Source organism: Acidimicrobiales bacterium (assembly GCA_041394245.1).
Lineage (GTDB): Bacteria > Actinomycetota > Acidimicrobiia > Acidimicrobiales > Aldehydirespiratoraceae > JAJRXC01.
This window is the reverse complement of record JAWKIR010000003.1, coordinates 381,737-394,125: the sequence shown is the minus strand read 5'-3', so window position 1 is coordinate 394,125 and position 12,389 is coordinate 381,737. Positions and strand designations below refer to the sequence as shown.

The 12,389-nt window shown below is 58.5% G+C and carries 12 protein-coding genes and 1 pseudogene; 7 read left to right on the top strand and 6 right to left on the bottom strand.

From position 1 onward, the window contains the following. Positions 1-12 precede the first annotated feature (12 nt). Entirely contained in the window at positions 13-1,338 is a 1,326-nt protein-coding gene (locus R2707_16540) for an aminotransferase class I/II-fold pyridoxal phosphate-dependent enzyme (protein ID MEZ5246707.1), read from the bottom strand. Between the two features lie 235 nt (positions 1,339-1,573). Here R2707_16540 and R2707_16535 point away from each other — a divergent pair, with 235 nt between their 5' ends. Continuing rightward, positions 1,574-1,786, top strand: a complete 213-nt coding sequence (locus R2707_16535; protein ID MEZ5246706.1) for a hypothetical protein — start codon at positions 1,574-1,576, stop codon at positions 1,784-1,786. A 64-nt stretch (positions 1,787-1,850) separates the two neighbouring features. Here R2707_16535 and R2707_16530 read toward each other — a convergent pair whose 3' ends face one another. The 4 genes from R2707_16530 to R2707_16515 all read right to left on the bottom strand — a co-directional run bounded on the left by R2707_16530 (position 1,851) and on the right by R2707_16515 (position 4,272). Next, positions 1,851-2,309, bottom strand: coding sequence for a restriction endonuclease (locus R2707_16530; GenBank protein MEZ5246705.1), 459 nt, complete (start codon positions 2,307-2,309; stop codon positions 1,851-1,853). 74 nt (positions 2,310-2,383) lie between these two features. Continuing rightward, positions 2,384-2,827 carry a DDE-type integrase/transposase/recombinase gene (locus R2707_16525; protein MEZ5246704.1) on the bottom strand — a complete coding sequence of 148 codons (444 nt, stop codon included), beginning with the start codon at positions 2,825-2,827 and terminating at the stop codon, positions 2,384-2,386. A 15-nt stretch (positions 2,828-2,842) separates the two neighbouring features. Next, a complete protein-coding gene (locus R2707_16520) occupies positions 2,843-3,379 on the bottom strand; it encodes a hypothetical protein (protein ID MEZ5246703.1) in 537 nt (178 codons plus the stop codon). 254 nt (positions 3,380-3,633) lie between these two features. After that, positions 3,634-4,272: a hypothetical protein gene (locus R2707_16515; GenBank protein ID MEZ5246702.1), complete on the bottom strand. Its 639-nt coding sequence runs from the start codon at positions 4,270-4,272 to the stop codon at positions 3,634-3,636. 813 nt (positions 4,273-5,085) lie between these two features. Here R2707_16515 and R2707_16510 point away from each other — a divergent pair. Beyond that, a pseudogene (locus R2707_16510) lies at positions 5,086-5,226 on the top strand (IS3 family transposase). A 40-nt stretch (positions 5,227-5,266) separates the two neighbouring features. Then, positions 5,267-5,467: a transposase gene (locus R2707_16505; GenBank protein MEZ5246701.1), complete on the top strand. Its 201-nt coding sequence runs from the start codon at positions 5,267-5,269 to the stop codon at positions 5,465-5,467. Between the two features lie 95 nt (positions 5,468-5,562). Here the strand turns inward: R2707_16505 and R2707_16500 are convergent, their stop codons facing one another. Further along, on the bottom strand, positions 5,563-7,422 hold the full coding sequence (locus R2707_16500; protein MEZ5246700.1) for a hypothetical protein: 1,860 nt from the start codon (positions 7,420-7,422) through the stop codon (positions 5,563-5,565). 611 nt (positions 7,423-8,033) lie between these two features. Between R2707_16500 and R2707_16495 the strand changes: the two genes are divergently transcribed. From R2707_16495 to R2707_16480, 4 genes are all read left to right on the top strand, one after another. Continuing rightward, the gene (locus R2707_16495; GenBank protein ID MEZ5246699.1) at positions 8,034-8,267 is read left to right on the top strand and encodes a DUF2188 domain-containing protein; all 234 of its coding nucleotides are present in this window, start codon (positions 8,034-8,036) and stop codon (positions 8,265-8,267) included. Positions 8,268-8,327: 60 nt separating this feature from the next. Then, positions 8,328-9,248, top strand: coding sequence for a hypothetical protein (locus tag R2707_16490; protein ID MEZ5246698.1), 921 nt, complete (start codon positions 8,328-8,330; stop codon positions 9,246-9,248). Positions 9,249-9,279: 31 nt separating this feature from the next. Next, positions 9,280-9,840: a hypothetical protein gene (locus tag R2707_16485; GenBank protein ID MEZ5246697.1), complete on the top strand. Its 561-nt coding sequence runs from the start codon at positions 9,280-9,282 to the stop codon at positions 9,838-9,840. A gap of 317 nt (positions 9,841-10,157) precedes the next feature. Then, positions 10,158-11,777: a hypothetical protein gene (locus R2707_16480; protein ID MEZ5246696.1), complete on the top strand. Its 1,620-nt coding sequence runs from the start codon at positions 10,158-10,160 to the stop codon at positions 11,775-11,777. Positions 11,778-12,389: the final 612 nt, after the last annotated feature.

Sequence of the window (12,389 nt, the reverse complement as noted above, 5' to 3'; positions counted from 1 at the left end):
GGTCACGAGTGGTCAGCGGCGGACATAGTGGATGGCGTCGAAGCGGCTTCGGAACTCGGAGGTGGAGACCGCCACAGACTCGGGGTCGTCGCCGAGTCCGTCGCTGATGAGCTGGGCGAGCTCCGCCATGTCGACCGGTTGCATGCCGAGACGCGTCAGCTCCGGCGTGCCGAACCGCAACCCGGCCGAAACGTCACCCGGAAGGCCGATCGCACTTGCGAGCAGGTTGGCTCGGCGAAGCCGGAGCGCTGCGTCGTTCCCGCCGCCCCACCGGGTGGCGTCGACCGCGAGCTGGTGTGACGTGGTGTGTCCACTCGCGGTTTCGAAGACAGGGATACCGCGCCCGGCGAGCTCGCGTGCGAGCGCCTGGGCGTTGGCGACCATCATCGTGGCGTAGTCGGCACCGACGAGTCGCCAGTCGAGCAACGTCACGGCGAGCGCGGCGGTCACGGCGACATCGAAGTTCGCGGTCAGGCCCGGGTACGCGATGGCATCGACCCTGGCCGCGAGGTCATCGGAGTTCGTCGCGACGATCCCGCCGGCCGGCCCGCCGAGGCTCTTGTAGGTGCTCATCGTCATCAGATCGGCACCCTCATTGAGCGGGTTCGGCCACACCCGGCCCGCGAACATCCCGCACGCGTGAGCGGCATCGAACAGCACAGCTGCGCCGACGCGGTCAGCGATCCGGCGGATCTCGGCGACCGGGTGGGCAGCGAGGTTGAGGCTCGTCCCGACGGTGATGAGCTTCGGCCTGACGCGTTCTGCGAGTTCGGCCAGCGCGTCGAGGTCGGCAGAGAAGGTTCCCGGGTCGCTCGGGTACTCGTGGATGTCGAGCCGGTAGAGGCCGGCGGCGCCTTCGTGACGGTGAGTGACGTGTCCACCGATGTCGGCGGATGGCACGAGGATCGCGTCGCCGGGTTCGCAGGTGGCCATGAACGCGTACAGGTTGGCGATGGCCCCGGAGGGCACGCGGAGCTCGACGTGGCGTGCTCCGAACACCTCTCGTGCGAGTTCGGCGGCGATCACTTCGATCTCCTCGATGGCTTCGAGCCCCATCTCGTACTTCTCGCCGGGATGTCCGAGCGACGCACGAGTCGTGAGGCCGCACGACAGCACGCGTTCGGCCCGAGGGTTCATGACGTTCGACGCCGGGTTGAGATTGATGCACTCGCGATCGTGGATCCGACGGTTGTGGTCGATCAGCTCGAAGATCCGGTCGTCGATTGCGCCGAGATCACCGAAGTCGAGCGCCGCGACGATCTCGGTCTCGCGTGCAGTGGCGGCGTCGCTCAACCAGGGCTTCGCCGCTGGACCGGTCGGATCGAGATGCGTGTTCACGATCCTGATGCTGACACTTTTGGCGGTCCTTCTGCGACAAAGTTCGAACCTGTGACGCCACTTCACGTGATTGTGCTACTACTCGAAATGGTCGCGCGCATTGTAGCCGCTCCCGCGCTGAACGCGCGAAGTGGTCGCGCGCCCACAAAGAGTTGCATCGGAGTAGTTATCGTGCTGTAATTCCACTGTCGGGAAGCCTCTCGATGCTCGATCCTCCAAGAATCGGAGAAGCGAAATGGATAGCTACTGCGTCAACCGCAACGCTCAGAGCAACGGTGATCACGAGGTACACAACGTCACCAAGAACTGCGCCTACCTTCCGGACTGGTCGAACCGCCAAGACCTGGGTCTGCATCAGAACTGCACGACTGCCGTGCAGAAGGCGAAGCAGTACTTCGCCCGGTCGAACGGCTGCTACCACTGTGCCACCGCCTGCCATACGACATGAGAGCTTCGAGGTAGCGCCCCTCCGAACAGCCGAGCCCGTTTACCGTGTTCGGGACGGCTCTCTACTACATCTCATCAAAGCTCTGTTGCCAGCCAGCGAACGTCGGCGCCTTGACGTAGGGCAGAAGCGGAGTCGGCATGTTCGGACGCTTTCCAAGAAACATATCCGGGACGGTCAGAATCTGAAGCTCGGGGTAGGACCGGCCGGTGAACGGGTTCACGAATGAACCTGATCCATTGGCTTCCTTGATCATCCCAGAAGTTGGTTGATGCATCGTGAGCAGAACTCCCATTGCTGCGTTCTGTGCTTCCACCGTTCCTCGGAGATCTCTGACCATCCCAGGATTGAGCTGTCTTCCGCCCTTCACAGACACGATGATCCGTCCGAGGTTCATCTCCTTGTCGAGCGGGAACCGGACAATGCCATCGATGCCCTTGTCGCCGACCTGCTTCTCATAGGACTGGCCGTCAACCAGAGACACCGCCCAGCGTTCGAACTCGAACGGAGGTTCGACTCGAACAATGCCTGAGCCCCGGCCACATCATGAGGAAAGCTGGAGTTGACCCGGTTTGGTGGACACGGGTTTCTGTCATTTGATCATGCCGCCTGGGAGGCGGTGTAGGTCTCGGCGGGGGTGCGGTGGCCGAGGCGGGCTTGGTGTCGGCGTCGGTTGTAGAAGGTTTCGATGTAGTCGAACAGGATCGTGCGGAGCTGGCTTCGGGTCATGGTTTCCCAGTCGCCGTGCATGTGGCGGATCTCCTTCTTGATCGTGGCCCAGGTGCTCTCCATCGCGGCGTTGTCCCAGCACACGCCGGTGCGGCCGAACGACGCGGTCACGTCGTGGTCGGCCATCGTCAACGCGAGATCGTCGGAGACGTATTGGCCGCCGCGGTCGGCGTGGTGGATCAGATCACCGTCAGGGTGACGGCGGGCCAACGCCATCACCAACGCGTTGACGACGATGTCCGCGGTCGCCCGGTTCGACATCGACCAGCCAGGCAGGCCTCGGTCGTGAAGGTCGAGGATGCCGGCCAAGAACAGCTTGCCGTCACGGCACTAGTTGTCGAACGAAGGCAGCCCGCACTTCTCGAGCCAGATGGTCGAGATGTGGGCTTGAGCTCTCAGAACATCTTCCGGTGCTTCCGCCCCCGGAGCAAAGAAGGCAGGCGCTGAACTCCTGTCCCCATTGTCAACAATCCAGTCCAACACCAGCTGATGTCCTGACCTCAGCTCTTCTGGACCGGCGACGACGAGCTCTGCCTGCCAGAACGCGATCGTCTCGTCCCAGGAAGACTCTGGCGCAAGCGGCCCGGTAGCAGTGCAGAACTCGGCCCACTCGCCTGTTGCCTCCGCCGGTCTGCACCGGCCGCCGAGAGCGGAATCGAACGCAAGTGCTCTTTGCCAGGCAGCTAGTGTGCCGGCCGAGACCTCATCTGTATCTTGCAAGGTCTCGTCGGCCAGCAACAATGCGAACTCGTCGGGTGCGCTACCGACGAGTTCTGCAAGCGCCGCTGGTGATCTCGAAGCTGACGTGTCCCCACGCCAGGCATTGACGCTCTCGCAGTATGTCTCGTTGCTCGGGGTCGTTGCCATGTCTGACTCTAGTGGTTCACTTTCCGCTGGCTGCACAACCGCAATGTTGCCATCGTCTGATGACTTACTGGTCCAGAGGAACCAGCCTCCCAGAAGGACAACCGCAGCAAGCAGGATCGACAGGAAGCGATATCGCCGACCAGTTGAGTAGACAGCCGATTGAAACTCAGTCGAGGTTGGTGGAGTCATTGCTCATTCCTACTCTCGTTATGACGACTACTAGTACTCGCGATACGCAGACTCCGTGGCCATTCTCAGACGTTGGTGTAGAAAAGCCCATAGAGACCGTGTAGCTGCCAATAGACCATTGCTGGACGAATATTCGTCGAACTCACGATCTTTGCCTCGTGGAGCGCGACTAATCTATTGTTGCTTCCGTTGGTTACATCGTTCCCATTGGTTTGACGTACATAGGTTAGCCCACCCGGGCCACGAGGGTCGCCTGGAAAGGTAAACGATGGAGCTGCGGCAGGTGATGGACTTCTGTTCGACCAGCCGTAGTAGGGGTTAGTGGAACTCGTTGGACTACATGCCGCTCCCGTCAGCAGCGTAGTACCGCAGACGCCTAGACCCGTAGCGTAGTCCTCTCTGAGACCGGTAAACAGATTTGGAGTATAATCACCAGAAAAGTTGATGTAGTAGTTACCGTTTGAGCCGAGAAGCAACGATGGGTTCTCAATCGTTCCATCTGTGAGTGGGTTGGTCCCCGTGTCCTTGTCCCACGTGATCTGGTAGCTGGAATGCAATAGCCGAGAGCTACCAACCGTTGCGTTTCCACTTGCGTTGAGCTCGACTACCTGCAGCACTCGGAAGATGGTGCCCAGATACTCGATATCCTCCCGATATTGCAGGTAATACTTGTTTGAGACCCGGATCACCTCCGGGTCGATCACCCAGTTCGACGATTGGGTAGCGCACTTGACGGTAACGGGATTCGCGAACGCCCCTGAAGCCGTACTCGAGAATGCGACTCGAATACAAAACGGCCCACTGCAGCTTCCCAATCTCGCAGAGAAGAACAGCTGATACTTATCCGATGTTCGTAGGTGGTTATAGACTACGTGCGGCGCCCATACGTAGCTCTCCGTTTGGCAAAAACCAGCGCCAGGGCCGCCAGGCAGCGCGTCATCATAGCAATTGGTGAAGTTTGGGAAGTTGGATGTTGCACGGCGCGGTACGAAGTGGACTTTGTCACCTCCGCACGGGACTGAGCCACCGGTTCTAAACTGGTAGTAGCTACTGCTACCGACTTTGATCATCGCTGGATCGGGCGAGTTGTCAGTGTTGATGGCAGTGGCCGCGACTGGCTTGGCCGGCAATTCGGTAGCAACGAGCGCCAAACATAGGGATAGTGCGAGCGTTGTTACTGAGCGAAGTCGCTGACGGCGATAGTCAAAGTGCATGATTTATTCCCTACTTGTCATTTCGCACCTGGTCGCCACGTCTGAACCTAGATGTCACTCCGTGTGGCTCATGGACTGCTGTCTCATGCACGATGAACGGTTATCGCTTGCCTGTCAAGCGTCTCATCGGATTTGGGCGGGGGTAGTGGCTGATCGGTGAGGGCCCGGCGGGGAGCGAAACAGGGGCTCGCAGAATCGACGGTTCCTACGCCTGATCGATCCGGAGAGCCCCTGTGGATGAGGTGAGCCCCGGGTCGTGGTCCGGTTGGTATGCGACTCTGAACAGAGAGAGCATCAGTGACCATGACCAAGAAGCGCCGTCGGCATACGCCGGAGCAGATCATCCGCAAGCTTCTTGAGGAGGGCCATCGTCAGCTCGCCGCCGGTAGGGAGCTCGATGGGGTGTATCGGTATATCGAGATCGCGGAGTCGACGTTGCATCGCTGCCGCCCGAGATCGGCCAGCTCGGCCGCACGATCGCCCGGTGGGTACCCAGGTCACCAACTGGCATCGATCCGGCCTCTCGAACGGACGCACCGAAGCCATCAACAACCTGAACAAGCGGATCGGATTCGGGTTCCGACGCTTCCGCAACTACGGCATCCGCGCCCGGCTCTACGCCGGCCGAACCCAACTCGGCGCTATTCGACAACCTCACCCCCGCCAGAATCCGATGAGCCCATAAACTAGAAAAGCTAGACGAACAGACTGTCCGATGTCGCCTTTGCCGAGTTGGCGAACTTTGTATCGGAGACCGGAAGCACTCGGACCGTCACGCCCTTAACCCTCAGAAATTCGGACGCGCACGATTGATGAGATGTCTTCTCTGGCTACGAAGGGCTCGGAGTTTGGGAAGACGTAGAAGTGCTGAGGTGCGCATGGCGCCAGCAACTCCACGTTTCCGGTTTCCGATACCCCAACTTCGAAGACGCACTCTGCCCATCGTTGTACCTGATCGCCATCTTCGTCGATCGGCTGCACGCCTACTGTAAGTGTCTGAGCGTCCTTGAGATCTGACTCACTAACTCTCATCGCTCCGCCTGTGTCGGCAAGGTCGCCCAGACTTGAGTACGTGTCATCGATTCCGAGATACGCCACAGAAAAGCGTTCGTCCATTGGCTTGATGGTGACCACATAGCCGTTGCCATCCGAACGTAGGACTTCAGGCCTGACCAGCGACTGGGTCGAGGGGCCAAACAAGTCATCGAAGGCAGATAGTTGTCGGACAACAGCTACTTCCCGATCAGGATGCATCCTGACTAGGTCAAGGATGGAATCTCCGGTGTCGAGGGCGACGATCACGGGGTTCTGCAGCTGTGCGTCGTTCGCCACTCGCACGTACGGGTCACCTGGATACAAAGGAGGGGCAATCACCAGTCCTTCACTGACCTCATCGACAATGGCTAGCTGTGCAGAGCGTAGATCGCCGTCCTGCTGAGCATCTTGAAGGGCTGCAACGTTCATCGGTATCCACGCCAAGCTCAAGACGATGCATATACTGACGAGAATCGGTCGGTTCCAGCGGTTCCAGCAGAATGAAAAGCCGATAGAGGCCAAGGTCACTACAGGAATAAGAAGTGAATAATGGTAGGCGGGTCCGAGGGATCTATGTAGTTCAAACTCTACTAGATTCGCCGTTCCCCACCAGAAGGTGTAGCCAACGACAATCGTCACGCTCATTGCCAGCAGTAGCCGCACTTCGGGACGCTTGCGAAGCCCTACAGACGCAGCCACGGCTAGACCGACAATCAGGGGTGCTGCCGCTAAGAATCGGGGAAGCGATCGGAGATTAGTGAGCTGAGACTGGAGCGCCTTCCCAGGCGTGTAGTTCACCTGCCCATCAGGGCCTGATTCTGGTACGACGAAGCTAGCTCGAGTGCCGAAGCCGAACTTGTCGAGCCCACCGGAGATATTGAACGGCAACTGAGTGGCCCTGCCAGTGGTGTGGGCGTTGTACAACAGGAAAAGCACCAAAGGGCCCACAGACCCGATTGCGAAGCAAGTTGCGATCTTCATGAAGCCCAGACGGGATTGCCACACTACGTATAGAGCTACCGGAATGATGAGGATTGCTGTGTCGAACGGTCGGTGGAGTAGCCCCAAGCTGGCGACTGTGGCTCCGAAAGTCAGCAGAGCTGGCGACGCGGTTCGCCCTCCTCTCAGAAGCAGCGCTCCCGCTGTGCAGACGAGCAGAACCGAAGGATGGTAGCCGAGGAAGGTACTCGACTGGATCCAGAGGAAGGGCGTGAGGCTTGCGATTGAAGCGGACGCTATCGTTGCTATGCGATCCCGGCCAACTTCGAACGTGAACCACGCTAGGAGCGCTGGACCAGCGGCAGCCAGCAGTGCAAGGAGGTTTGCACCATGGAAACCGAGGGCGTTGCCAGCTGCTATAACGCTTGGCCATAGGGGCTGATACTTGAAGATGATTCGATCTCCGGATGTGGCGCTGAGAAATGGTCGGAAATGCGGATCGTGGGTCGATGCGGGAAGCGTCAAGTCACCCGACTCGATGGCGCTTGCCTGAGTGAGGTAGGCAATCTCGTCAAGGTTGACAGACCCATCTGGGAAGACGGTGGGACGAATGATGAGTACCGCAAGGCCTGCGACGACGCAGCCAACCAAGATCGCCAAATTCATCGTCAATCTCTCCGAGATTGCCCGCGCGCGATCCGTGGGTAGGGTATAGTCGCGCAGTACAGCTTCGCCTTCGTCTCCCACTACGCCTCCGACGAGTTGACGGGTCAGTCGCTAGCGACTCGGAATCTACTCAGGTTTTTGTTCAAACGAGCTGCCAGCCGGAGTTGGATCTGTCGGTGCTCGACTGCACCTTCGCCTGTCTGGTCAATCAGATCGACGCGAGGTGCCGCCCAGAAAGTGCCAACGAACCTGCCCGACCGTAGACGGGTGCTGAGCTTTCCGCCGACATCCAGGTAGTCCAGATTCTGTCCTCCTCGGTGCAGCTGAATCAGGTAGGGGTGTTGGCGTACTGGAACGTCGGGGTGTTGTTCTACCCGTTCTGGCGGAGGGCGGCGTAGGTCGACGACGCGACTTACGAATGCCGACAAGCTCTCTCCGTGAGGCATCCAACACCAAGTGTGGTCGCGCGGAGTGTGCCACAGTTCGCGCTGGACGCGCGCAGTGGCCGAGCGCTCACTAATAGTTGCACTCGTGTACTTATCTCGGTGTAGTTTGGGGGCATCCCGGGACTCCTCCCGGTGTTCGATCCCCCAACGCATTGGAGAAGTCTCATGAGCAAGTCGAAGAAGCCACCGGTCCACACGGTCAAGCACGGTGATGGTTGGGCCAACCGGCGAGCCGGGTCGGATTCAGTGTCGAAGGTGTATCCGACCAAGAAGGAGGCGCAGTCGGCTGGTCGGAAAACGGCCATGCGCGAGAACACCGAGCACCTGATCCACAAACAGGACGGGAAGATCGGTGAGCGCAACAGCTACGGGAACGACCCGTTCCCTCCTCCGGGCTGAGCCGTGGCCATGTCAGGTGATTGGAACGACGTATGGCCGGCCTTGAGAGCAGAGAGCTTCATGGCATCGCTCGACATGCGCCAGCAGGTCTCGTCCGCTCGAGCGCTGGAGTCGGTCTGGCAGTCGTACGACCAGTTCTGCTCACCGCAGTTCCAGCAGTACGCAGCATCGATAGTGGCGCGCAACGAGGAGATGTTCGCCGGGTTTCGGGATGTTGTGCGGAGTCAGCTGGATTCGGTGTTGCAGTCCTGGACAAAGGACCTCCTGCCCAACTTGATCAGTCCGGAACTGCTGGATTCGTTGGCTCGGTGGGCCGAACAGGTCGAGGAGGAGTGGCCAGCCAACTGGGAGGACGGCGAGGCCTTCTGGTCAGGTGCGTCGGCGCTGATGGGCGCGAGCGGTGTGCCGGTGGTCTGGCTACCTCGTTTGTCGATCGTCGAGGAGCTGATCGAAGCAGGTGACGTTGAGGCGGTGTTGCTGGCGCGCCGTGATGAGATCCTCGAGGACTGCGTAGAAGCGGTGGCGGTGGTGTCCGGGACGCCGGTGGCGGTGTTGGTGCCGAAGGTTGCGAAGGCGGTGGCAGCAGCAAGGGACGGCCACTGGGAGCCAGTGCAGTCTTACTGCGGCTCCATCCTCACTGCCATTTTGCAGGTGCACATGCGCTTCCGGAGGTTCCCGGAGATGCAGGCAGAGTTCGACCGTGATCCGGATGACCAGCCCTACCGCTTGGCCCGGTTGTACCTGCTCGGGGTCTGTGTCAACCAGGCGTTGGCGAACTGTGACGTGATGGATCCTGTTCAGCCCTCCGACTTCAATCGGCACAGCGCAGCACACACGGTGGATGAGGTGCAGTTTCAGCCGGCGAACGCTTTGGTGGGATTGATGCTGATTTCATCGTTGGTACGGGAGCTACACCAGTTGCAGAGCAACGGCGTGTGGAACGAGCTCAGGTTCGGCATGCCGGAGTTGGCGGGAGTGTAGGCGGGCCGGCTTGGTTGCTACGCTCCGTGTCATGAGCGAAACCGAGTCAGCAATTCGCAACTACCTGACGTACCTGCGCGACCCTGAGTCGCTGCGGGATGAGGATGAGATCGTCAAGTTGCGGGAGCAAGTTGAGTCTGCCGTCAGCTCGGGCGACGCGATCGCTGAGTGGAAGGCGCGCACAGAGCTGAAGCGAGCAGAAGAGGTTGATGGCACAGCGTTTCGTGATGCATTCATCGACCACGCGAAGCAGTACGTAGATGAGCAAGACCTCGACCCCTCAGTGCTGGGTGATATGGGTGTGCCAGCAGCCGATCTCAAGTCGGCGGGGCTAGTCAGTATGGGTAGAAGTACTACTGCTCCCGGTGACAGGCAGCGCAGATCCCGAGTGACAATCGAAGACGTGAAGGCAGCAGTGCCCTCAACTGGGAACTTCACTTCCAGGGATCTTGAGGACAAGACAGGGGCATCGTACGGCACCATCCGGAAGGCGCTCGCTGAGCTGGTGAGGGATAAGGTCATAACGGATGAGGGGGCGGATGCTGAGCACTCAGGACGGGGACGGGCTCCGGTGGTGTATCGCAAAACCTGAAGGACCCGATTCCGGCCGTCCAGTACCTCGTCAGTCAGACAAGCTCAGCATAGGTCCTTGTGATACATACGGTCGCGCTGTTTTTGGAAGAATACGCCGAGCCTAGCACCGATCACGCAGGCCTTGGCTCTATGCCGATTGTGGTGTTAGTCTTCGTAACCTCCATAGCTACCATGACACTACTAGACCTATTATGAAAGTCATCAATGTCAGAAGCATCAGATGCTCCGCCTATAGCTGGACGAGACGTTCGAGTGCTAGTCCGCCTAGGCACAATTCTCAACGCTCCCACGAGATACTTGGTGCGACGAACCGAAGTGCTCGATCTGTCAGAAAAACCCGAACACTATCGCTGGACGATAACCCAACAGATTCTAGTTCCGAGACTTGAAGGAGATGCCCTTGAGGAACAGGATGTACTGTTGCCGCTCGGCATCTTTGACAAGACGCGACTTCCCGATCTTGTGGCGTACAACGACGCCGGACAGAAGCTTCCTATACTAAGTGGCTCGGTACGTGCTCATATTGTTGCGCAAGCTTTGGTTCTCTCCCAGCTCCATGACGCAGGGAGGCTGGAAACAGCTACTGGGCAACAGATCGAGAACCTAGTCAGGCCAATGAGGAACTTGATTCGCAAGGGCAGTATTGGCAACAGTGGATATATTCGGAGGAGGTCCGATGAGTCCCAAGATCGCCAAGTTTTGGAGGCTATTAGCGCCGCTATCAAAGACCTTGGCCTAGACGCTACACCAAGTAGGCGTTTCGATACGAGTGTCAAGAACCTATCGAAGTCGGCGTACTTAGTCGTATTGACGTCTGCCAAACCGAACGACTATGTGACTCTAAGCCACAGCTTCACTGACTCTATCGAGTACACCGGACAGACGAGTCGGGAGAAAGAGAAACTTCAGTCGTTCTTCTCCGACAGAACCCCTTCGGTCGAGCTTGAATTCGCAAAACGTGAGAAGCTCAAGCGTCGGCTCACGGGAGTGCTATTCGGCCTTCCATCCTATGCAGCTATCCGCATGCTACGCCTCTTGTCAATGGCGCCAATAGAACTGTCGAGATCGGCACAGATGGCTGATCATTGCGGATCCTATTACCTCGTCTGTCGAACACCAGATAGTCTAACTTCTAATGCGCTATACTGGGACCACAATGCCGTCGGGTTTAAGAAGGGCGTTCATGACTCGCCAATGTATGATGCATCTGATGAGGTGCTAGCCTATTCTTCTCTGCTTCTTGAGAAGAAGTCAGACGCAGAGGCGACGTTCCACTACCAAGTTCAGATTGCTCGGTCAAGTACGCTTACGTTGGCTGCCGTCGTGTCGGTACTTCTGGCGGCGATAGGTTTCGCAGTTGGTAGGGAGTCGAGCATTGCCGTTGATAACTCGGCTATTGGGTTGATTGCGGGACTACCTGCAGTTGTTCTGGGGGCGGTTACGTTCAGTGAATCGCCGTTTGTAAGTCGCATAGGTAGAGGGCTGAGACTTGTCGCAGCGGCCGTATCTCTGTTTGCAGCCGCATTCGTTGTGATCGCCAGTATGGCCGCAGTACATGTGGACGCCTGTTCTGATCTCGCCTCAGCAGAAGTCGTTGAGCCGAATGAAGAGATTGGGATGGCGGCTCGACCTGAGTGCACGCCTGATACGGTTGACGACGTGGAGCCAGATGAATCGATAGTTTGGTATCGAAGCGAGAGATCAGTCTCGTTTGTTGCACGGCTGATGGCTGCGGTCGCAGCTTCCGGTGGGCTCCTCATCAGCTTCGTCGCAGTCGTACCGAGGCCGCGAGTTGAGCAGTCCGGACCGTCTATCCGCTTTAGCGACGAGAAGCTAGGGCTCGAGCGCGCCTATCGACTCGGAGGTATTGCGACAATGTCGTTGGCGGCTGTAGCATTCTTTGTCGTCTTGCTCAGCTCTGCACCGATTAGTTAGAAGGACGACCGAAGCCTACAACTGTGGGCGTCAAAGAAGATGCTTAGTCACAAGACGTCTGTTTTTGAGCTTCAGCTACCTCATCCGGAAGTGTTTCTATCAGCCAACCAACCAGAGAACCACCGACCTGGTCACGCATGCCACTGTGGCGAAGCCCCATCTTCTTAGCAACCTCGTCTAGATCGCCGAGGTCCTCAATTTTTATCTCTGGCCACATGTCACATTCGATAAGAGGCTCAGCGTCTCCAGCGAGCCAGTAGTTTGAGTCTCGTCGACTCATGATGCTCTTTCCCCAGTCCAGCGCTTAACGGCTGCCGGCCGGTACACCGCCGAATTTAGCAAGTGATACTTTGTACTATACATGAGTATCCGCCTTTTTGAAACAGGGCGCGCCAAGTGCGCGTCGGCTGATCGCCGCCGATTGTGAGTACTCGAACGACAGTTCGTGGTCAACACAGCACCCGCCCCTAGTTCCCGAGACTGGATTGACAAGTGTGGTTGGACGCATGACGTCACGCAGTTCCCAACGTGGGGCTTGCGTGAACCCTTTCGCTTGTGGTCTCGACCGGTCAGAGCTGGAAGGCAGTCCTGCTCCGGAAGAACGAATCGTCG

Bases quoted from the DNA above. Each gene is read 5' to 3' on its own strand.
- R2707_16535 (MEZ5246706.1), top strand. From the start codon at position 1,574: ATGGATAGCTACTGCGTCAACCGCAACGCTCAGAGCAACGGTGATCAC.
- R2707_16520 (MEZ5246703.1), bottom strand. From the start codon at position 3,379: ATGGCAACGACCCCGAGCAACGAGACATACTGCGAGAGCGTCAATGCC.
- R2707_16500 (MEZ5246700.1), bottom strand. From the start codon at position 7,422: ATGAATTTGGCGATCTTGGTTGGCTGCGTCGTCGCAGGCCTTGCGGTA.
- R2707_16495 (MEZ5246699.1), top strand. From the start codon at position 8,034: ATGAGCAAGTCGAAGAAGCCACCGGTCCACACGGTCAAGCACGGTGAT.
- R2707_16490 (MEZ5246698.1), top strand. From the start codon at position 8,328: ATGGCATCGCTCGACATGCGCCAGCAGGTCTCGTCCGCTCGAGCGCTG.
- R2707_16485 (MEZ5246697.1), top strand. From the start codon at position 9,280: ATGAGCGAAACCGAGTCAGCAATTCGCAACTACCTGACGTACCTGCGC.